The organism is Streptomyces sp. TS71-3 (assembly GCF_018327685.1).
Lineage (GTDB): Bacteria > Actinomycetota > Actinomycetes > Streptomycetales > Streptomycetaceae > Streptomyces.
Window position 1 is genome coordinate 3,995,153 of record NZ_BNEL01000001.1, and the last position, 20,782, is coordinate 4,015,934.

Sequence of the window (20,782 nt, forward strand, 5' to 3'; positions counted from 1 at the left end):
CGTCTCCGCCAATGACGGCGCGAGGGGGATGACGGAAGTCCCGGACGTGCCCAAGCTGGCGGCCGGCCTCGCCGCGGCCGGCTGCGAGGCCCTCGTCTACCTCATCCCCGGCCAGGAACCGGGGATGCCCGGCTTCGCGCTGCTCCTGCGGCCCGGCACCCCGGAGCCCGCCGTCCTCAACCTGCCGCTGCTGGGCATCGACAGCCCCATGCTGGCGGCGTACCTGGACGCGGCGAGCCGGCGCTCCCGGCACCTCGCCGATCCCGCCGTCCAGCAGCCGTCGCGGGCCGCCGCCGACGCGCACTGGCAGGAGACGCTGGACAAGCTGTGCGACTGGGCCTGGGGCGCCGCCGTCGGCCCGGTGCTCGCGGCCCTCGACTCCCGGGACCGGCCCCCGCGGATCGTGCTCGTGCCCTGCGGCCGGCTGGGCGTCATCCCCTGGCACGCCGCCCGCACGCCCCGCGGCCCGGACGGCGGCAGCGGTCCCGTGCACCGGTACGCCTGCCAGGAGGCGGTGATCAGCTACGCCCCGTCCGGCGGCCAGTTCCTGCGGGCCGCGGCCCGGGAGCGCATCCCCGTCGGCGGACGCACCGTCCTGGTCAACGATCCCGACATGGTCTGGACCGACATCGAGACCGAAGAACTGCACACGGCCTGCTACCCGGACGCCCTGCGCTACGGCGACTCCTCCGCGGACGGCACGGCAGGCACCCCGAACGACCTGCTCACCGTCCTGCCCGGAGGCTCCGCGCCGGCCTCCGTCCTGCACATCGCCTGCCACGCCCTCACGGGCCCGAGCCCCACGCGCTCCGCCCTCCAACTGGCGGCGCCGCCGGGCGGCGACCGGGAGGCGGGACGCCTGACCGTGGCCCGCATCCTGGACGCCTCGACCACCGAACCGCGGTACGACCATGCTCCGCTGGTGGTCCTCAGCGCGTGCGAGACGGATCTCACCACGCGCGACCACGACGAGGCGCTGACGCTGGCCGCCGCCCTCGTCGTGCGCGGCGCCGGCGACGTCGTCGGCTCGCGCTGGAGCGTCGACGGCGCCTCTACGGCCCTGATGATGGCCGTCTTCCACTACTTCCGCACCGCGCGGAGCCTGTCCCCGCCGGACGCCCTGCGCGAGACCCAGCTCTGGATGCTCGACCCGGACCGCACCCCGCCGCCCACCCTCCACGATCCCGTACTGCGCCGGGAGGCCACCCGCACGGACCTCCACCACGTCCACCACTGGGCCGCCTTCACCCACCAGGGGAACCCCGCGGCCACGGGGGACTGGGTCAGCGACGGTGTCCGGGCCGCGAAGGTCTCCCTCCAGCTCGGAGACTTCCCGGGGGCGGCACGGTCGATGTTCAAGATGGGCATGTTCCTCCAGTTCCGTGGGCGGTTCGAGGAGGCGGCCAGGGCCCTCGCGAGCGCCGCCGAGACCTTCGGGAAGGTGGGGGACCGGCACGGGGAAGGCGTCGCGCGGATCGGGGAGGCGGTGGCGCGCAACCAGCTCTGGCTGTCCCGGCACGCCGATCTCGGCCTGCCCGGTCGCAACGGGGTCGTGGGGCCCGCGTCCGAGAGGCCCGCGTCCGAGCGGCCCGCATCCGTACGACCGGCATCCATGCGGCCCGCATCCGTGCGGCCGGCGTCCATGGGGACCGCGTCCGCCCCGCCCGGTCAGGCCGGAGCCGACGCCGCGGCCGACACCCCGCGCGCCGGGGCCGGACCCGACACCCGCGCCTGATACGCCGTCACCGACACCCCGTCGTCGTCCAGGCAGCGCCCGTCGGTGAGCGCGAAGCGCTGCTTGAGCAGCGGGGAGGCGACGAAGGGGATCCCCGCCGCCGAGCCCAGCAGCCCGCGGGAGAGCACGGAGGCGCCGGTGAAGGGGTCCCGGTTGTCGACGGCGTGGAGCCGCCCCGCCCGGTCGAGGAAGAGGGCGGCCTGCCGGCCGTCCGGCAGCAGCACCGCCACGCCGCGTCCGGGCGTGAGGCGCACCCCCTCGCAGACCGTGACCCAGCCGCCGTCCACGAGCAGCTGCACCCGCGGGGCCGCGTCGTGCGCCGCCCCGCCGAGGGCCGCACCGCCGACCGCGGCGTTCCCCACGGCCGTACCGTCCCCGACGGCCGCACCGCCTTCCGCCGTACCGCCCCCCGACGTGCCCGTCATCGCCGCAGCCGCCGCCGTCGTCATCGCGTGGGAGCCCCTTCCAGGAGTACGGGCCGCCCGGCGGATCCGGGGGCGGTGTCCGACGGCCGCCTGCCCACCGTGAGCAGGGGCAGGTCCGGCCGGATCTGTTCGCGTTCGGGGACGAACCTGACCGTGGGGTCCGGCACGTCGGGCGCGTTGACGAAGGAGACGAAGCGGCCCAGGCGCTCCGGGTCGGCCAGGGTCTCGGCCCACTCGTCGCGGTAGTGGGCGACGTGGTCCGCCATCAGCGCCTCCAGCTCCGCGCAGATGCCCAGCGAGTCGCGCACCACCACGTCGCGGACGTGGTCGAGGCCGCCCTCGATCCGCTCCAGCCAGACCGCGGTGCGCTCCAGGGGCTCCGCGGTGCGGATGTAGAACATCAGGAAGCGGTCGATCAGCCGCACCAGTTCGGCGTCGGAGAGGTCCTGGGCGAGCAGGTCGGCGTGCCGGGGTGTGGCGCCGCCGTTGCCGCCCACGTAAAGGTTCCAGCCACCGGCCGTGGCGATCACGCCGAAGTCCTTCGACCGGGCCTCCGCGCACTCCCGCTGGCAGCCGGAGACCGCGGACTTCAGCTTGTGCGGGGAGCGCAGGCCCCGGTACCGCAGCTCCAGGTCGATCGCCATCCGCACCGAGTCCTGCACCCCGTAGCGGCACCAGGTCTGCCCCACGCAGGACTTCACGGTCCGCAGGGCCTTGCCGTACGCGTGCCCCGACTCGAAGCCCGCCTCGACGAGCCGTGCCCAGATCCGCGGCAACTGCTCGACGCGCGCCCCGAACAGGTCGATCCGCTGGCCACCGGTGATCTTGGTGTAGAGGCCGAAGTCCCGTGCCACCTCGCCGATCACGATCAGCTTCTCCGGGGTGATCTCGCCGCCCGGGATGCGCGGCACCACCGAGTAGGAGCCGTTGCGCTGGAGGTTGGCGAGGAAGTGGTCGTTGGTGTCCTGCAACGCGGCCTGCTCGCCGTCCAGGACATAGCCGCTGACGTCCAGCACCGGCGCCAGCGAGGCGATGACGGACGCCACGGCGGGCTTGCAGACCTCGCAGCCGTCGCCGCCGCGCGCCTCGGGCCGCCCGAAGCGGTCCAGCAGCTCCCGGAAGCTGCCGATGCGCAGCGCGAGCACCGTCTCGTACAGCTCCTGGCGGCTCGCCGCGAAGCAGCCGCACAGGCCCTTGTCGACCTCGACGCCGCTCGCCTCCAGCTCGGCCGCGACCAGCTTGCCGAGCACCTTCACGCAGCTTCCGCAGCCGGTGCCGGCGCGGGTGCACTTCTTGACCTCGGGAACGGTGGCGCAGCCCTGCTCGGTGACGGCCGCGCGGATGGTGCCCTTGCTGACGTTGTGGCAGGAGCAGATCACCGCCGCGTCGGGGAGCGAGGCGGGGCCGAGCGCCACCTGTCCCTCGGCGCCCGCGGGCAGCACCAGGCGCTCGGCGGGCACCGGCGGCACGGTCCCGGTCATCGGCCGCAGCGTCCCGTACGCCTCCGCGTCGCCGACCAGGACACCGCCGAGCAGCGCCCCGTCGGCCGCGATCACGAGCTTCTTGTAGACGCCGGCGCGCGAGTCGGCGTAGACGACGTCGAGGCAGCCCTCGGTGGTGCCGTGCGCGTCGCCGAAGGACGCGACGTCCACGCCGAGCAGCTTCAGCTTGGTCGAGGTGTCGGCGCCGGTGAACTCGCGGGCCCTGGCCGGAGGGGGTTCGGTGGCTCCTACGGGTTCCTTGGCTCCCGCGGCGTCCTCGGCGATCGCCGCCGCGGCCGTCTCCGCCATCTCGTAGCCGGGTGCCACCAGCCCGTACACCCGGCCGTCCACGGCCTGCGCGCACTCGCCGATGGCGAGGACCGCCGGGTCGGAGGTACGGCACCGGGCGTCGACGGTGATGCCGCCCCGCTCGCCGACGGCGAGCCCGCACTCCCGGGCGAGCGCGTCCCGGGGCCGCACGCCCGCCGAGAACACCACCAGGTCGGCGTCGAGTTCGCTGCCGTCGGAAAGGCGCATGCCGGTGGCCCGGCCGTCGCCGTCGACGGTGATCTCCTGGGTTCCGGTGCCGGTGCGCACGGACAGGCCCATGCCCTCGACGGTGCGCAGCAGGGCGGCGCCGCCGGCCGCGTCGACCTGGACGGGCATCAGGCGCGGCGCGAACTCCACGATGTGCGTGGTGAGCCCGAGGCCCTTGAGCGCCCCCGCCGCCTCAAGGCCGAGCAGCCCGCCGCCCACCACCGCCCCGGTGGTGCGCCCCTTGGCGTACTCCTCGATGGCGAGCAGGTCCTCGACGGTCCGGTAGACGAAGCAGCCGGCCGCGTCCCGGCCCGGCACCGGCGGCACGAACGGGTACGAGCCGGTGGCCAGCACCAGCGTGTCGTAGCCGACGACGCGGCCCGAGCGCGCGGTGACCGTCCGGGCCGCGCGGTCGATCCGTTCGGCCGGGTCGCCGAGGCGCAGCTCGATGCCGTGCTCCGCCAGGAAGGCGGGTTCGGTGAGCGACAGGTCGTCCGGGGTGCTGCCGGAGAAGTACGAGGTGAGGTGCACCCGGTCGTACGCGGGCCGGGGCTCCTCGGCGAGCACCACCACCCGGTGCGTGCCGGTCAGGCCGTACTCGGCCAGCGCCTCCAGGAACCGCTGCCCGACCATGCCGTGCCCGACGAGCACCAGGGTGGGGCGGCCGGGGCCCTCGGACGGGGACGCGGTGCCGGGCGAGGGCACGTTCTGGACCGGCGCCGGGACGTCCGGGCGGGACATGGCGGTGCGGGGTGCGGTCGAGGGCTCGTCCCGGCCGGGCGCCCGGACGTCCGGGTGGGACCGGGCGGCGTCGGGGCCGGACGCGGGGGCGCCGCCGGGGCGGGCGCCGGGGAGCGTGTTCGGGTCCGTGCGCATGGCTCAGGAGCCTCCGTCGTTGGTGAGCAGGTGGAGCAGCGGGGCGCCGTCGCCACTGCCGCCGGCGTCGTCGAAGAGCGCGTCGTCCGCCTCCCAGGCGCGGGCCAGCGCGCCGACGGTGCCGAGGTCGCCCAGCAGCACCCCGCCGGCCAGCCGGTCGCCGCGGACCACCACCTTGCGGTACGTGCCGCGCGTGGCGTCCGTGAGCTGGACGACGTCGTCGCCGGGGCGCGGCTCCGGCTCGCCGAAGGCTGCCAGCTCCATCGGGCCGGCGGGCGCGGGCCGTTCGGCCAGGGTGAGCCGGGTCAGGGCGCGGGTGCCGCGGTAGCGGACGGGCGGGTGCCCGGTGGTGAGGGCGCGGGCCAGCAGCTCGGCCTGGTCGAGCGCGGGCGCGGCGAGGCCGGGCACCTCGCCGGCGTGCTCCGCGCAGTCGCCGAGGGCCCGGATGTCCGGGTCCGAGGTGCGCAGCTCGGCGTCCACCACGATGCCGCGGCGCACGTCGAGACCGGCGTCGGCGGCCAGGCCGGTGCGGGGCCGCACTCCGCAGGCCAGCACGAGCAGGTCGGTGCCGAGCACGTAGCCGTCGGCGAGCTCCACATGCCGTACGGCACCGTCAGCGCCATCAGGGCCGTCAGCGAAGCCCACGCCGCGCACCCGGCAGCCTGTGTGCACCTCCACGCCCAGGTCCGCCAGATGACGGCGCACCAGCCGGGCGGACGCCTCGTCGAGCTGGCGCTCCATCAGGTGCTCGGCCTGCTGGGCCAGCACCACCGAGACCCCCCTGCGGGCCAGCGCGCCGGCCGCGGAGACCCCGAGCAGGCCGCCGCCCACGACCACCGCCCGGGTCCCGGGCCGGGCTGCCGCGGACAGCGCGAGGCAGTCGTCCATCGTGCGGAAGGCGTGCACGCCGGGCGGCAGCGCGGTGGCGCCGGGCGCGAGCAGGCCGCGCAGCGGCGGGAGCACCGGGTTGGAGCCGGTGGCGAGGACGAGCGTGCCGTACCGGACGACGCCCCCGTCCGCGCAGTGCACCGCCCTGCCGTCCCGGTCGATCCGGACGGCACGGGTGCGCAGGAAGGTGCCGGGCGGCTCGGGCAGTGCGATGACCTCGGGCCCGTAGCGGCCGGCGAGCACCTCGGCGAGCAGGACCCGGTTGTACGGGGGGTGCGGTTCGTCGCCGATGAGTACGGGGGCGGGTGCGGCGTCCCGTGCGGTGCCGCGGAGTTCGGCGAGCCGCTGGACGAGGCGCACCCCGGCGAGGCCCGCGCCGATGACGACGACCGGCGCGGCGGGCGCGGTACCCGGGGCCGGAGCCGTGGGGTGCGGCGGGCGCCCCGTTCCGGGGGCGTACGGCGGTTGCTGCGGCATGGCACGAGCGTGCGGCGGGGGTGTTTCCCGACCGGATCCCGGCTGTTTCCCGCACGGAACGCTGCGCTCCCTTGCCGGGGGCGGGGGGTGTGAGGGGCGCCGGGGCGTCCGGTCGCCCGGCACCGGCATGAGCCGTCACAGAAGCGACCGGGCAGGCGATACAGCGTCGATGTAAGACCGATACACCCCTCTGGTTGCCTACGTTCCAGGACGGCGCATCGAGCATCTTTCGCCCCGTGGAAGGTGCTTTGTCCGCGTCGCAACTTTTCTGGGAATCCGACCGTCATCTCCTTCGCGGAGCGAGGCCTCAGTGCGGAGCGAGGCCTCAACGCGGAGCGAGGTCTGAACGCGGGGGGATCCCTGCTCGTCGTCGAAAAGGTGAGTTCTCACATGGTGCAGCAGAAGGGGTCCCCGTCCCGGGACAGGGGCGATGACGCAGGGCGCCCGGTCGGCCGGATAATGCGCCGGCCGCGAAGGCTCTTCCTGGGCGTCCTCCTGCTCGCGGTGCTCATCGTGGCGAGCGCGGTCGTCTCCCACCGGTTCGGCGCTGCCTCCACCACGTCGTACGCGACGTCTCCCGCCTCCGGTCAGGGCGCGACCCCCACGGCGGTCCCGTCGGGTGGACCCGGCACCTTCGTCACCGCGCGGGCCACCGGAGAGAAAGTCGGCCAGGGCCCGAACCCGCTCCGCTACATGGTCCAGATCGAGAAGGGAATCGACATATCGGCAGAGCAGACGGCGAAGGAGATCGCCGGCATACTCGCCGACCCCCGGGGCTGGACCGCCAACGGCTACTCCGCGTTCCAACTGGTGAGTTCCGGGCCCTACGACCTCAAGGTGAGGATCGCGACACCGGGCACGACGGACACGCTGTGCTGGGAAGGCATCCACGAGGACACCGAGGGGGAGTACGACTGCGAGGTGCTCGGCGGGCTCGTGGTGAACCTCAAGCGCTGGATCGACGGCTCGCCCACCTTCGACGGCCCCATCCACGACTACCGGGCGCTGATCATCAACCACGAGATGGGGCACTTCCTCGGCCACCAGCACCAGACGTGCCCGGGTCCCGGCAGGCCGGCCCCCGTGATGATGCAGCAGATCAAGGGCCTGCACGGGTGCGTGGCCAACGCCTGGCCCTATGACCGGGGCGGCCACTATCTGTCGGGGCCGCCGGCGGCGTGAGACGAGTCTCCAAGGCGTCCTGCAACCGCTCGTGGGACTCCCGGCACCGCTACTGGTCCGAGGGGTACGCGGAGCCGCCGAAGTAGGAGCGGTTCCCCCGGCCCGTCCTCCGCACACCCGCGCACCCGCACACCCGGCCGCCCGGCGTCCATGGCGTCAGGGCGGCCGGGCATGTGCCTGTCCCGCTCAGCCGACGAGGGCGCGTACGGGAGTCCTGGTGAAGTTGTCGCCGATTACTCGGCCGAAGGAGGGACGAACAAGCAGAACTCATTACCTTCCGGATCAGCGAGTACCACCCAACGGAAACCGTGTTCAGTCAGTTCTCCGGAGAGCTGGCGGGCTCCGAGCCGTTCGAGTCGGTGGACCTCGGCCGCCAAATCGGCGGTGCCGAAGTCAAGGTCGAGATGCATCCGGTTCTTGCCGCCCTTCCGCTCCGGAACCTTCTGCAAGAGCAGGGTCGGCGCCGAAGCGGGCCCGGTGATGCTGAGGTAGGGAGGTGCGTCGAAGGCACGCCGGTACTCCAGGGGCGCGAGCGCAGCGAGCCAAAACTCCGATTGAGCTTGGGTGTCGACACAGTCCAGCGTCACGACAATCTGCATGGCCAGACGGTAGGGGGCCCGCGCCCGCCGGCACGACCGAATTTCAGCAGCGGCGCATACAGGCACAGCCCTGATTCAGGCGACACGCCCGCGGAGAGCGATCCCTTCACCAGGCCCGTTACGAACCACGAGATCAGGAGCACGCGCTCAGAGTGCGCGGTGCATGATGTGCAGTCCCACGTAGCCCTTTGCCGGATGCCGGAAACCTTCCGGCAGCGTTCCCAGCACCTCGAAGCCGAGTGATCGGTACAGGTTCACGGCGTGGACATTCGTCTCGACGACGGCGTTGAACTGCATCGCGCGGTATCCCGCCGCACGCGCCCACTCCACCGTGTACTCGCACAGTGCGCGTCCCACACCCTGACCAGCATGCGCCGGGTCGACCATGTAGCTCGCGCTCGCGATATGCGCCGCGTTGCCCATGTGGTTGCGATTCATCTTCGCCGTACCCAGGACGGTGCCCGAGTCGTCCACCGCGACGACCGTACGGTCAGGGGACGTCAGGAGCCACCAGTCGCGGCCTTGGTGTTCCCCAAGATCCATCGGATACGTGAAGGTCTCACCGGCGGCAACGATCTGGTGGAAGAAGGGCCAGATGTCGTGCCAGTCCTTCGCGGTGGCTTCCCTGATCAGCATGTGAACAGGATGCCGGGACCGGCGCGAGGGCTCCAACGCTTTCCGTACGGAAGGCCGAGCCGGAGGCTCGTCCGACGGTGGGCCGCACCAAGGTCCGGTACGCCCGCCGGTCTCACCGGAACCGTGCAGCCACCGGCGCCCGCTGGTTACTCTGAGGTTGTGGGCAATGACCGACTGAAGGGGAGGCCATCGATGCGCGGCCACAACGATGGCCGGGCCGATGGCCAAGGCCGCGTCTACCAGGCCTCCGGTGACCAGCACATCACCGAGCACCACCACGCCCCCGACTGGTCGGGACCGGACTCGGTGCGCCGCCCGGCGGTCGGCCGCGTCCCCCTCGTACTCCGCGATCGTGCAGGGGAGATGGACCGGCTGCGCGCCGCCGTCGAGCCCGGTGTCGGAGGCGGCGTCTACGTGCTCCACGGCCTGGGCGGCTGCGGCAAGACCGCCGTCGCCTACACGCTCTTCCAGCATGCGACCGGCGAGGCCGGCCGACTCGGGCTGTGGGTCAACGCCTCCGACCCGACCTCGCTCCGCGCCGGCATGCTAGCCGTCGCGGCCGACCGCGGAGCCACCGACGGCGAACTGATGGGAGCACGCAGCGGGTTACGCCCCGCCGCCGATCTCGTCTGGGACTACCTGGACCGCTCCGACCAACCCTGGCTTCTCGTCCTCGACAACGCCGACAACCCCACCATCCTCCGCGACGGCGGTTGGCTGCGCACCAGTCCCACCGGCACGGTCGTCGTCACGACCCGGCAGGCGGCGGCCCACTGGTGGCCCGGGGCGGAACTGCTCCAGTTCGGTGTACTCCCACGCGAGGAAGCAGCTCTCGTCCTGCGCGACCTCGCACCGCATGCAGGGTCACTCGACGACGCCGCGGAGGTCGCCGACCGCCTCGGACGCCTCCCTCTGGCGCTCACCCTCGCCGGCGGATTCCTCGCCCACCAGGTGATTTCGCCCTGGAGCCTGGCCGATTACGGTCGCCGGCTCGACGGCAGCGCGGGCTCCGACCCCATCGAGCTCATCGAACGCGGCGCCGCGGCCGTCGGGGGCGACTCCCGGCACCTGCCCAGCCGCACCTGGCAACTGTCCCTCGACGCCCTCGCCTCCCAGGGCATGCCCGAGGCGGGCCACCTTCTGCGCCTTCTCGCGTGCTGGTCCAGTGACCCGTTGCCCCTGTCGATCCTGCTCGGCGCCGAACTGGGCCCGGAGCTTCCTGTTTCGCATGTCGAATCGGCCCTGCGGGGACTCCTCGACCACTCCCTCACCGAGGTCGCACCCGCGCCCGGAGACATGCGCTGCCTGCGCACGCACGGTGTCCTCCTCAACAGCGTCGCCCGTGCCACGCCCGGCGGCCAGCAGGAGCGGCTCGCTGCCACTGCTGTCCGGCTGTGTCTCGCGGCGTTACCGGAGGTTCCTGACCGGGGGTCGCAGGATCCCGTTGTGAACCTGCTCGCCCCGCATGTGATCGCACTCGTGCGGAGAACGATGACCTGGGCGACGAGCGAACCGACGGTGGAAGCTGCGGCGGAGTGTGCTCTGCGGCTGGTCACCGCCGTTCACAGGTCCGATGACTACGCCTCGGCGCTCAGCTTGTGCAGCGATGCCTTGGAGTTGTTGAGTCCGCGGCTGGGTGAGGACAGCGTTGCGCTGATCAGGCTGCGTCTGCGTGTCGCGCGGGCTCTTCTTCGGCTTGGACGATTTGGCGAGTCCGAGACTTTGTACTCGCGTGTGCTGGACGTCTGTGAAAGGACGCTGGATCCCGATGCGCCGGAGACACTGGACGCGTGTTTGGGATTGGCCATCCCTCTCTGCAACCTTGGCCGAGAGAGGGAAGGCATGCGCCTTGTTCGGCGGGCAGTGGAGGGGCGAACTCGTGCGCTCGGATCGGTGCACCCTCTCACACTGCGCGCGCGGTCACGCCTTCTGACGACCGCTGCTCTCTCGATCGTGCGGTCACCCTTACTGGACAATTCGGCACTGGTCACCGAGATGGTGGCAGGTTCCTCCTTGGTGGCGGACTGCCGCCGCGAGGTCGGAGACGGGCACACCATTACCCTTGCCGCAGAACATGCTTACGCCTATGCGCTCAATCATGTTGGGCAACCGGTCGAGGCCTTACCGTATATTCGCTCAGTCTTTGCGAAAGATGTGGAACGTTTTGGTCCTGAATCCTCCAGCGCTCTGGCCGCTCGGGAATTGCTGGGCAGGATTCTGCACCGCCTCGGCCATGACGCCGAGGCGATCGGCCATCTGGAAGAGGTTGTAGAAATCCGAACCAGAACACTTGGCTCGAACCACCCGTGGGTCCTTGGCAACAAGGAATTCTTGAATCAAGTCAAGGTCGGCAGCGAAGAAGATTGAACCATCTCCCGCTCCCGGTGTAAGCGGGAGCGGGACACGGTGACGTCGAGTCGTCAGCTCTCCGAGGCGTACGTCACGAAGCGCCCCCAGGTGCGTGGCGTGAGCGTGAGCCGAGGTCCTTCGATGTTCTTGGAGTCGCGGACGTGTACTGCGCCGGGGCTGGTGGCGACTTCGACACAGGACGTGCCGTCGTTGCCGCCGCTGTAACTACTCTTGAACCACGCCAGTTCCGGGCTGCCCCCGGCAGCGGTCATGCGGATCATGTCTCTCCCAGCAGATGCTCGATGAGTGCCAGCGACTCCCCTGGAGGGAGAGCCTGTGCCCGGATGGTGCCGTACCGCAGCTCAAGGACGCGTAGCCGCCTCAGATCGGAAACGGGGCGGCCGTTGAACGCACCGTCCGAGCGTCCCACCGCCGTACCATCAGGGAACTTCAGCAGCTCGATCCTGCCATCCAGGCCGGAATGGACTTCGCGGTGCGTAGGCATCACCTGGAGGGTTACACTCCGCAACCGGCCTACCTCCAACAGACGTTCGAGCTGTGCTCGCCACACCATTGTGCCTCCGAGAGGGCGCCTCAGAGGTGCCTCTTCCAACACAAAGCTGAGCGCGGGTGCGGGGTCGCGGTCGAAGACGGAACGCCGTTCCACGCGTGCGGCCACCATCCGCTCCACATCGTCCTGTGAGTAGGGAGGCTGCGCCGCTTCGATCGCTGCCCTGGCATGCTCGGGTGTCTGCAACAGCCCCGCAATGATGTTGCACTCGTACACCCCGATCTCGGCCGCCTGGGCTTCCAGCTTGGCCAAGTCCCGGACCTTCTTCGGGTACCGAACCCTCCGCACGTCCTCCTTCATCGCCGAGAGCAGCCCGTCCGCCCCCAACACCTCGTCCGACTTGTCGAGATACTCGGGCCGGGGGATCCGTTTGCCGCCCTCGATCTTGTAGACCAGGTCCTCGCCGTACCCGACCGCCGCACCGAACTCGGCGGCCCGCATCCCCGCTGCCTCCCGTCGCAGCTTCAACTGCCGTCCCACCGTGGCGACCACGGCGATGCCCCAGTCGTCGTCCGGGTCCACCTCCCACCCCGACTCGTCCGCCTCACCCTTCGGCCGTACCGCCTCGCCGTCCACCGTCATGGGTTCCCCCTCTGGTCGTACCGCCGTGCTTCCTGCCCGTACCAACCGTTCCGACAGCCCGGACAGCACCGGACAAGACCCCGACAGTCACGGTACGCAACCGTCATGTCACGGTTCACCGTAAGCAGAGTCGGCCACTCTGAGTGATGTGAATCAGGAAAACGCGGCATCCACGGCCGAAACCGACCCCGACATCCGGCACTTCCGCGTGCAGTTGTCGTCCACACCGCGCGGGGCCCGCCTGGCCCGCCTGCTCGCCGACGAGCAACTGCGCCGCTGGGGGCTCCCGTCGGAGGCCGCGTGCCACGTGGTGGCCGAGCTGGCGGCGAACGCGGCGACGCACGGCCGCGTCGCCGGCCGGGACTTCCGCGTCACGCTGACCGTGCTCCGGGGCACCCTCCGCATCGAGGTCACGGACACGCGCGGTGAGCGCCCGCCGGAGCTCACGAAGGCGGCACCGGACGCCGAGTCGGGCCGCGGCCTGCTCCTCGTGGACGCGCTCGCCGACCGCTGGGGGACCACCGAGGGCCCCTTCCCGCGCAAGACGGTCTGGGCGGAACTGCGCGTGACGCCACCGGACCCCGCCCCTCCGCGTGGCAGCGCGGCCGACGATCTTCCCTGCGGAACCTGAGGGAACCCTGGCCCGCACCCGGACAGCACCCGTTTTCGCCTCTCTACTACCCGTGAACAGGACTTTTGTACCCGTGCTTGCGACTTCACGCCCCAGCGGTCCCGGACGACTAACCTGGCCAGTACATTCCCGGGAGGACACCATGAGCACTCAGGCCGACCACGGACACGAGCTGATTCCGCGTCCCGAGCAGACGCCGGACGCGCTGCGTGCCGCCCTTGCCGTCCTCGCTCCCGGCCGTCTGGCGGAGATGCAGCGGACGAAGGACGAGGCCTTCACCAAGGCTGTGGAGTGGCAGTCGCTGAGTCCGGTGCAGAGCTGGGTGCTGGCCTGGGCCAGGGATATCGAGATCGCCCGCCGCCCTGAGCTGTCCGCCCGCCATGCCCGAGCGAGCAGCGATCTTGAGGACAAGGATCCTGCTGTGGCACGGGACGCCCTACGCGAACTGACCGCGGTCCTGGACGAGGCCATGGAAGCAGTGCGCGCTTGAGCTGGTCATGGGAGTACGTCTTCGGCGCCGAGGAAGCCGCACGGAACGTCCCGCCGACGTTCCTCGTCGAAATCGAGAGGAAGGCCGACGAACTCGTCAGGGCGGCTGAGGCACTCCACGTGCACGGGCGGAGTCACGAAGGGGAGGACCGCGGGGCGAAGACATCATCGTTCCCGGAGGCATGTTCAGGTACCAGATCGTCGTGCGCAGCGAACGTGTCTACATCGTCCAGATCACTTACCTGAACGGCTGACATTCGCACGACTGTGCTTCCAACGGTGCTGGCCCTGGCTACAGCGTCCCCTCCGGTTCCCCCTACAGCCCGTCGCCGCGCCCCCTGCGATACAGCAGCCACGTGCCGCCCACCGTCGCCACCCCGAGCGCGGCGATCGCTCCCGCCGTGCGCACCGGGTCCGGGCCCAGCGCGCCGCCGGTGTCCGTCGCGGCCTGCGCCCCGGGTACCGGGCCGCCCTCCGCCGCCGTCAGGCTGATCGCCAGGTCGCCGCTCACCCGGGTGCGGTCCTGGCAGGTGGCGACGATCTCGTAGGTGCCGGGTTGTGCCGTGCTCGGGATCGTGAAGCGGCCCTCCTGCCGTCCGGAGCCCGGCGCCAGCGCGAAGGTGCCCGCGCCGACCGTGCTGGCGTCGCCCGTCGCCGTGCCGCCCGCGCCGCATGCCGCGGTGTGCACCGTGATCGTGGCTCCCGGGGCGGCGTCCAGGGGCGACACCACCAGGGTGCCGTGGCCGGCGGCGACGGCGGGTGCCGCGGCCGGTGCGGTGACGGCGGCGGCGAGGACGGAACCGGTCAGCAGGCGTGCTGCGCGCATGTGCGTGCTCCTCCCGAGAGGGCGCGGCCCGCTGCACCCCCGAGGTGCCGCTGCGCCAGTCGCGCCCCTGTCCTACCGAGGAAAGTGCCAGTCGCCCCCGGCCGCCTCCCGGGTGCCGCCAAAAGGCCCCGGCGCACGCCCGTCCTGACGCCGCGCCAGATACGTCACCGCAGGTCATCCGCGTTCACCCGGGACGCAACCGGAGGGAGAGCCCCACGCGTGTGAACGGGTGACCCCGTCTCGGCCCCGGCGGTCCCCGCCGCCCCGTCAGTCCTCGATCAGCCTGCGCGGCCCCGGGCCGTGGGCCGCCAGCTCGTCGTACGGGTTCGACAGCGCGCAGCGGTCCAGGGAGAGGCAGCCGCAGCCGATGCAGTCGGTGAGGTTGTCGCGCAGCCGCTGGAGCGTCCTGATGCGCTCGTCGAGGTCGGCCCGCCAGCACTCGGAGATCCGGGCCCAGTCGTCCCGGGTGGGCGTCCGGTCCTCCGGCAGCAGGGCCAGCACCTCGCGGATCCTGGCGAGCGAGATGCCCAGCCGCTGCGAGGTGCGGATGAACGCGACCCGGCGCAGCGTGTCGCGGGGGTAGCGGCGCTGGTTGCCGGAGGTGCGGCGGCTGCTGATGAGGCCCTCGCGCTCGTAGAACCGCAGGGCCGAGGTGGCGACGCCGCTCCGCTCGGCGAGCTCGCCCACCGTTATCTCCTTGGCGCCCGGTGCGAGATGTGTCGACATATCGTCACTGTAATGCCGGGCCATGCCGGGTCATGTCGGAAGCGGCTTGACTTGAACAATACTTCAAGTTGGAGCCTCTGCGTATGAACACGACGACCACTCTCACGTCACCCGGAACGTCACCCGTACCACCCCGCGCAGAATCCCGCGCAACGTCCGCCCCCACCGCCGCCCCTGACGGCGCACCGGATCCCGAGCCCCGCCGCGCGCCGGCGCCCGTCCCGGTCCGGGTCGCCGTCGTCATCGGCAGCAACCGCGAGGGGCGGTTCGGTCCCGTCGTCGCCGGCTGGCTGCTGTCCCGGCTGCGCGAGCGCGCCGACCTCGACGTCGACGTGCTCGACCTGGCCGCGGCCGACCTGCCCACCGCGATCTCCTCGCGCCCCTCGCCCGAGGTGGCGGCGGAACTGGCCAACGTCTCGCCGAAGCTGGCCGGTGCCGACGCCTTCATCGTCCTGACCCCCGAGTACAACCACTCCTACCCCGCCTCCCTGAAGAGCCTCATCGACTGGCACCACGCGGAATGGCAGGCCAAACCGGTCGCACTGGTCTCCTACGGGGGCGTGTCGGGCGGGCTGCGCGCCGTGGAGCACCTCCGGCAGGTCTTCGCGGAGCTGCACGCCGTCAGCGTCCGCGACACCGTCTCCTTCCACAACGCCGGCAGTCACTTCGACGAGGAGGGCCGGCACCGCGACCCGGCCGCGGCGGACGCCGCCGCCGAACGCATGGTGGACCAGCTCGTGTGGTGGGCCACCGCGCTGCGCGCCGCCAAGGAGGTGCGTCCTTACGGCGGCTAGCGGGGAGGGGGAAAGGCGTGTGCCCCGGCCGGCGGCCGGGGCACACGCATGCGGATGTTCTGATGTCCCCCCGTCCCGGCCGCGCCGGCCGGCCCGCGTGCTACTTCACCGACACCGCCGTCCAGGCCGCGGCCACGGCCTTGTACTCGGCGCTGGAGGCGCCGTAGAGGTCGGACGCCGCGGAGAGCGTGGCCTTGCGCGCACCCGCGTAGTCGGTGGAGGAGGTCATGTAGACCGTGAGCGCCCGGTACCAGATGGCGCCCAGCTTGTCCGTGCCGATGCCGGACAGCGAGGAGCCGTCGCAGGTGGTGCCGTCCTCCTGCTCCCCGCCGATCACCTTGGCCCCTGAGCCCTCCGCGAGGAGATACGCGAAGTGGTTGGCGATCCCGGACGAGTAGTGCACGTCGAGGTTCTTGACCGAGGAACTCCAGCAGTCCGCGGACTTGCCGTCCTTGGACGGCTGGTCCATGAACCGCAAGGCTTTCGCGCCGTACCCGGGCTTGACCACGTTCTCGCCGATCAGGAAGTTGCCCGGCTCCTTCGGGTTGTTCGCGTAGAACTCCACCAGCGTGCCGAAGATGTCACTCGTCGCCTCGTTCAGCCCGCCGGACTCCCCGGAGTAGGTGAGTCCCGCGGTGGACGCGGTGACGCCGTGCGACATCTCGTGGCCCGCGACGTCCAGCGCCACCAGGGGCCCGAACGTGCTCCCGTCGCCGTCGCCGTACGTCATGCAGAAGCAGGAGTCGTCCCAGAAGGCGTTGTTGTAGTCCTTGCCGTAGTGGACGCGGTTGAACGAGCCCTTGCCGTCGCCGGCGATGCCGTTCCTGCCGTGCACGTTCTTGTAGTAGTCCCAGGTGACGTCCGTGCCGTACTGGGCGTCGACGGCCGCGGACGAGCGGTCACTCTCCGCCCCGCTGCCCCAGTGGTTGTCGGAGTCCGTGAACAGCACCGCCGGGGCACGGCTGATGCAGATGCTCAGGATGCACACGTCGGTCTTGTTCTGGGCGTCGCCCGTGTAGGTGCCGCCGCGGGTGGCGTCCGACAGCTTGTACTGGGAGCCGTCCTGCGTGGTCTGAAGGGGCACGGTGCCGCCGTACAGCGACTTGCCGTCACCGGTCGCCGTCTCCAGCGCGTCCCACGAGTCGATCCGGGCGCCGCTCAGCGCGTCGGTGACGATCACGCGGGCGACCGGGTTGCCGAGCGAGTCCTTGCCGGCGGTACTGGTCTGCCAGGCCAGCCGGGGCTTGCCGTGCAGGGCGTCCACCACCAGCGCGGGCTTGCTCACGATGCCGGTGAGCTGCTGCCCGGGGTGCGCGCCTCGCAGCGCGTCGGCCCCCAGGGTCGCGGCCCGCTGCGACGACAGCGAGGGTTTCACGGAGGGGACGGACACGTCCCCTGAGGTCGCGCGGTCCGCGCCGCGCCACTTGCCGTCCGGCTTCAGGTGGACGACGAAGTCGCCACCCAGCACGGGCAGGCCCCGGAACGAGCGGTTGTAGCGCACGTGCTGGCTGCCGTCCTGATCCACGATCACATCGCGGACGCTGTTCTTCTCGTTCTTCAGGATGTCCAGGTGCGCGGCATGGCCGGCGAGTGCGGCGCCGGCATTGGTGATGGCTTCGGAACGGGTCCAGTGCGGCGGGGTGTCGGCGCCGGCACCCGGGGCGAGCGCCGTGGCCAGCAGGGCCATGGCCGCCGCCAGGATGCCGGCAAGCGTGAGGGGCGCATGAATACGGGGTCCTCGGAGATATCTCATCGTGTCGTCGGGCCTCCTCGGCAACGCGGGAGAGCGCGCATAACGCGGCACGCTGATGTCCCATCAGGTGTAGGGGGAGTTCATTGGCATGTCCATACCCCCAAAGGGGCGTGCCGCGGTGAGGGAGCGGTGACCGGCGTGGGGAAGTTGGCCATGCGCGAGAAGGGGGTTCTGAGACCGCCGGTGGGACACGGATCCGCCGGTGGGGCGCGGGGCGGCCGGCGGGGTGCGGGTGCGCCGGTGGGTTGTCGATCCGCCGATGGGTTGGGGGTGGCTCTGTGGGGTGTAGGTGCGCCGACGCGATGTGGATCCGCCGGTGGGTTGTGGATCCGCCCGTGGGTTGTGGGTGTGCCGGTCGGTTGTGGGTGCGCCGGCGGGAACCATGGGACGACCGGCTCGGGGTGAACCGGCGGGATCCGGGGGAACCCGTTACGCGATCCCTGCGGATCCGTGGACCCGCGCGGCAGGATGCACGGGAGAGAGACGCGGGAATCACGCGCGGGAAGGACGCACGGCAGGGACGCGGGCGAACCCCGCCACGACGGACGACAGGAGAGAACGCCTGATGACGAGCGACATCAGCCCCTCCGCATGGCTGACGGTGCTGACCACCACGGACGCCGCCGACAAGGCCGAGCACCTCGCGCGAGGTGCCGTGCAGGCACGGCACGCGGCGTGCGCGCAGATCAACGGGCCGGTGACATCCGTCTACCGCTGGAAGGGCGAGATCGAGACCGCGCAGGAGTGGCAGATCCTCTTCAAGACCAGCGAGGGCCGCTACCCGGAGCTGGAGGCCTGGCTGCTGGGGGCGCACGACTACGACACGCCCGAGGTCATCGCCACGCCGGTGGTGCGCGGCAGCGCCGGCTACCTGGCCTGGATGGAGCAGGAGACGGCCGGGTAACCCCCGGGCCGCCCCCTCGCGTACTCAGTCGCCGGTGCCGGTGCCCTTGCCGGTGTGGGCGTCGATGCCGGTGCCGGCATCCTCGGCGCGCTCCAGCCGCACGGCGCACACCTTGAACTCCGGCATCCGCGAGGTCGGGTCCAGCGCCGGATTCGTCACGGAGTTGGCGCGCCCCTCGCCCGGCCAGTGGAACGGCATGAAGACCGTGTCCGCCCGGATCGCGGTGCTGATGCGGACCGGTGCCACGGCCCGCCCGCGCCGCGAGACGACGGCCACCCGATCGCCCTCGGCGACCGGGATCCGCGCCGCCAGCCGCGGGTGGACCTGCACGAACGGTCCCGGCTCCGCGGCGTTCAGCTCGGCCACCCGCCGCGTCTGCGCCCCGGACTGGTACTGCGCCAGCACCCGCCCGGTGGTGAGCAGCACCGGGTACTCGTCGTCCGGCTCCTCGGCGGCGGGCCGGTGCGTCACCGGTACGAAGCGGGCCCGGCCGTCCTCGGTGGCGAAGCGGTCCAGGAAGAGACGGGGGGTGCCGGGCGGTCCATCCTCCTGCGGGGCGCCGCCCTCCGGCTCCGCCCCGCACGGCCAGAAGATCCCGTCGCCCTCCGCCAGGGCGCCGTACGTGATGCCGGAGTAGTCCGCGGGCCCGCCCGCGGACGCCCGGCGGAGTTCCGCGAAGACCTCCTCCGGGTCCGTGGGGAACCCCTTCTCCATGCCCAGCCGGGCGGCCAGCTCGCTGAGCACGGCCAGGTCCGACCGGACGCCCGGCGGGGGCGCCACCGCCTGCCGCCGGAGCAGCACGCGGCCCTCCAGATTGGTGACCGTGCCGGTCTCCTCCGCCCACTGCGTCACCGGCAGCACCACGTCCGCCAGTGCCGCCGTCTCCGAGAGCACCACGTCGGCCACCACCAGGAAGTCCAGCCGCCGCAGCCGTTCCTCCACGTGCGCGGCGCGCGGCGCCGACACCACCGGATTGGACCCCATCAGCAGGAGCGCCCGCACCTCCGTGCCCAGTGCCTCCAGCAGCTCGTACGCGCTGCGGCCGGGACCCGGCAGGGCGTCCGGGTCGACGCCCCACACCTCGGCGACGTGCCGGCGCGCCGCCGGATCCGTCAGCTTCCGGTAGCCGGGAAGCTGGTCGGCCTTCTGGCCGTGCTCGCGCCCGCCCTGGCCGTTGCCCTGACCGGTCAGCGCTCCGTATCCGGACAGCGGCCGGCCCGCGCGTCCCGTGGCGAGGCAGAGGTTGATCCAGGCGCCGACCGTGTCCGTCCCCTTGGACTGCTGCTCGGGCCCGCGAGCGGTGAGCACCATCGACGTCCCGGCCGCGCAGAACATCCGCACCGCCTCGCGCAGCCGCGGCACCGGCACGCCCGTGATCCGCTCCACGTGCTCCGGCCAGTGCGCCATGGCCGCGGCCCGCGCCTGCTCCCAGCCGGTCGTCCGCTCCCGTATGAACTCCTCGTCGAGGCGTCCCTCGGCCACCACCAGGTGCAGCAGGCCGAGCGCGAGCGCCAGGTCGGTGCCGGGCCGCGGGGCCAGGTGCAGGTCCGCGTGCTCCGCGGTCCTCGTGCGGCGCGGGTCGACGACGATGAGCCGGCCGCCGTTCTCCCTGAGCTCCGTGAGGTAGCGCAGCGCGGGCGGCATCGTCTCGGCGAGGTTCGAGCCGACCAGGATCACGCAGCCGGTGCGGGCGACGTCCTCCAGCGGGAAGGGCAGACCGCGGTCGAGCCCGAACGCCCGCTGCTGCCCGGCCGCCGCGGACGCCATGCAGAACCGTCCGTTGTAGTCGATCTGCGACGTGCCGAGCGCCACCCGCGCGAACTTCCCCAGCGCGTACGCCTTCTCGTTGGTGAGCCCGCCCCCGCCGAACACCCCGCACGCGTCCGCGCCATGCGCCTCCCGCGTCCGCGCCAGGCCCTCGGCCACCCGGTCCAGGGCCTCGGGCCAGCCGGCCGGGACCAGCCGGCCGGAGGGCGCCCGCACCAGCGGCTCGGTCAGCCGGGATGCGGGGGAGAGCAGCGCGGGAGCGGTACGGCCCTTGCCGCACAGGGCGCCGCGGTTCACCGGGAACCCCGGGCGCTCCAGGACGTCCACGCCCGCCGGGCCCGCCGCGAGGTTCATGCCGCACTGGAGCGCGCAGTACGGGCAGTGGGTGGCGGTGGGCGCGGACGGCCGGGGCGACGTGCTCGCCGGGGCCGGCGGGGTCGGCTCGGCCGGCGCGCTCGCCGGCGCCGATGGGGTCGGCTCGGGCGGCGGGCTCGGCCTTGTCGGCGGGCTCGGTCGGCTCGGCACGGTCGGCGGGTGCATGACCGCACGCTCCC

Annotated in this window: 18 protein-coding genes; 7 read left to right on the forward strand and 11 right to left on the reverse strand. The window is 72.2% G+C overall.

Annotated elements, in window-relative coordinates; all coding sequences use genetic code 11:
* The first annotated feature begins 208 nt into the window (after positions 1 to 208).
* Positions 209 to 1,735 carry a CHAT domain-containing protein gene (locus tag Sm713_RS16100; RefSeq protein ID WP_249416610.1) on the forward strand — a complete coding sequence of 509 codons (1,527 nt, stop codon included), beginning with the start codon at positions 209 to 211 and terminating at the stop codon, positions 1,733 to 1,735.
* Here Sm713_RS16100 and nirD read toward each other — a convergent pair.
* The 3 genes from nirD to Sm713_RS16115 all read right to left on the reverse strand — a co-directional run bounded on the left by nirD (position 1,669) and on the right by Sm713_RS16115 (position 6,419).
* Positions 1,669 to 2,160, reverse strand: a complete 492-nt coding sequence (gene nirD / locus Sm713_RS16105) for a nitrite reductase small subunit NirD (RefSeq protein WP_212912041.1) — start codon at positions 2,158 to 2,160, stop codon at positions 1,669 to 1,671. The genes Sm713_RS16100 and nirD overlap by 67 nt on opposite strands.
* Before the next feature lie 20 nt (positions 2,161 to 2,180).
* A complete protein-coding gene (gene nirB, locus Sm713_RS16110) occupies positions 2,181 to 4,811 on the reverse strand; it encodes a nitrite reductase large subunit NirB (protein ID WP_249416612.1) in 2,631 nt (876 codons plus the stop codon).
* Positions 4,812 to 5,057: 246 nt separating this feature from the next.
* Positions 5,058 to 6,419: an NAD(P)/FAD-dependent oxidoreductase gene (locus Sm713_RS16115; protein ID WP_212910301.1), complete on the reverse strand. Its 1,362-nt coding sequence runs from the start codon at positions 6,417 to 6,419 to the stop codon at positions 5,058 to 5,060.
* A gap of 390 nt (positions 6,420 to 6,809) precedes the next feature.
* Here Sm713_RS16115 and Sm713_RS16120 point away from each other — a divergent pair, with 390 nt between their 5' ends.
* Positions 6,810 to 7,601: a DUF3152 domain-containing protein gene (locus Sm713_RS16120; RefSeq protein ID WP_212910302.1), complete on the forward strand. Its 792-nt coding sequence runs from the start codon at positions 6,810 to 6,812 to the stop codon at positions 7,599 to 7,601.
* 233 nt (positions 7,602 to 7,834) lie between these two features.
* On the opposite strand, the gene Sm713_RS16125 is transcribed toward Sm713_RS16120, so the two are convergent.
* Together Sm713_RS16125 and Sm713_RS16130 are read right to left on the reverse strand one after the other, a co-directional pair.
* Entirely contained in the window at positions 7,835 to 8,200 is a 366-nt protein-coding gene (locus Sm713_RS16125) for a VOC family protein (RefSeq protein ID WP_212910303.1), read from the reverse strand.
* Between the two features lie 147 nt (positions 8,201 to 8,347).
* Entirely contained in the window at positions 8,348 to 8,836 is a 489-nt protein-coding gene (locus Sm713_RS16130; RefSeq protein WP_212910304.1) for a GNAT family N-acetyltransferase, read from the reverse strand.
* A gap of 192 nt (positions 8,837 to 9,028) precedes the next feature.
* On the opposite strand from Sm713_RS16130, the gene Sm713_RS16135 reads away from it, so the two are divergent.
* Positions 9,029 to 11,203 carry a tetratricopeptide repeat protein gene (locus tag Sm713_RS16135; protein ID WP_212910305.1) on the forward strand — a complete coding sequence of 725 codons (2,175 nt, stop codon included), beginning with the start codon at positions 9,029 to 9,031 and terminating at the stop codon, positions 11,201 to 11,203.
* 53 nt (positions 11,204 to 11,256) lie between these two features.
* Here Sm713_RS16135 and Sm713_RS16140 read toward each other — a convergent pair whose 3' ends face one another.
* Positions 11,257 to 11,466: a DUF397 domain-containing protein gene (locus Sm713_RS16140; RefSeq protein ID WP_212910306.1), complete on the reverse strand. Its 210-nt coding sequence runs from the start codon at positions 11,464 to 11,466 to the stop codon at positions 11,257 to 11,259.
* The gene (locus tag Sm713_RS16145) at positions 11,463 to 12,338 is read right to left on the reverse strand and encodes a helix-turn-helix transcriptional regulator (protein ID WP_212910307.1); all 876 of its coding nucleotides are present in this window, start codon (positions 12,336 to 12,338) and stop codon (positions 11,463 to 11,465) included. Before Sm713_RS16145 ends, Sm713_RS16140 begins: the two co-directional genes overlap by 4 nt.
* A gap of 139 nt (positions 12,339 to 12,477) precedes the next feature.
* Between Sm713_RS16145 and Sm713_RS16150 the strand changes: the two genes are divergently transcribed.
* Complete coding sequence (locus Sm713_RS16150) at positions 12,478 to 12,969, forward strand: ATP-binding protein (RefSeq protein WP_212912043.1); 492 nt, start codon at positions 12,478 to 12,480, stop codon at positions 12,967 to 12,969.
* Between the two features lie 142 nt (positions 12,970 to 13,111).
* Positions 13,112 to 13,459: a hypothetical protein gene (locus tag Sm713_RS16155; protein WP_212910308.1), complete on the forward strand. Its 348-nt coding sequence runs from the start codon at positions 13,112 to 13,114 to the stop codon at positions 13,457 to 13,459.
* A 315-nt stretch (positions 13,460 to 13,774) separates the two neighbouring features.
* Here the strand turns inward: Sm713_RS16155 and Sm713_RS16160 are convergent, their stop codons facing one another.
* Positions 13,775 to 14,284, reverse strand: a complete 510-nt coding sequence (locus Sm713_RS16160) for a hypothetical protein (RefSeq protein ID WP_212910309.1) — start codon at positions 14,282 to 14,284, stop codon at positions 13,775 to 13,777.
* A 267-nt stretch (positions 14,285 to 14,551) separates the two neighbouring features.
* Positions 14,552 to 15,010: a redox-sensitive transcriptional activator SoxR gene (soxR, locus tag Sm713_RS16165; RefSeq protein ID WP_212910310.1), complete on the reverse strand. Its 459-nt coding sequence runs from the start codon at positions 15,008 to 15,010 to the stop codon at positions 14,552 to 14,554.
* Between the two features lie 83 nt (positions 15,011 to 15,093).
* Between soxR and Sm713_RS16170 the strand changes: the two genes are divergently transcribed.
* Positions 15,094 to 15,804 (forward strand): NADPH-dependent FMN reductase, encoded by a 711-nt coding sequence (locus Sm713_RS16170; protein WP_212910311.1) that lies wholly within the window; start codon positions 15,094 to 15,096, stop codon positions 15,802 to 15,804.
* Between the two features lie 100 nt (positions 15,805 to 15,904).
* Here Sm713_RS16170 and Sm713_RS16175 read toward each other — a convergent pair whose 3' ends face one another.
* A complete protein-coding gene (locus Sm713_RS16175; RefSeq protein WP_212910312.1) occupies positions 15,905 to 17,557 on the reverse strand; it encodes a M4 family metallopeptidase in 1,653 nt (550 codons plus the stop codon).
* Positions 17,558 to 18,122: 565 nt separating this feature from the next.
* Here Sm713_RS16175 and cutA point away from each other — a divergent pair.
* Complete coding sequence (cutA, locus tag Sm713_RS16180; protein ID WP_212910313.1) at positions 18,123 to 18,461, forward strand: divalent-cation tolerance protein CutA; 339 nt, start codon at positions 18,123 to 18,125, stop codon at positions 18,459 to 18,461.
* Positions 18,462 to 18,485: 24 nt separating this feature from the next.
* On the opposite strand, the gene Sm713_RS16185 is transcribed toward cutA, so the two are convergent.
* Positions 18,486 to 20,753: a molybdopterin oxidoreductase family protein gene (locus tag Sm713_RS16185; RefSeq protein ID WP_374196050.1), complete on the reverse strand. Its 2,268-nt coding sequence runs from the start codon at positions 20,751 to 20,753 to the stop codon at positions 18,486 to 18,488.
* Between the last annotated feature and the right edge of the window lie 29 nt (positions 20,754 to 20,782).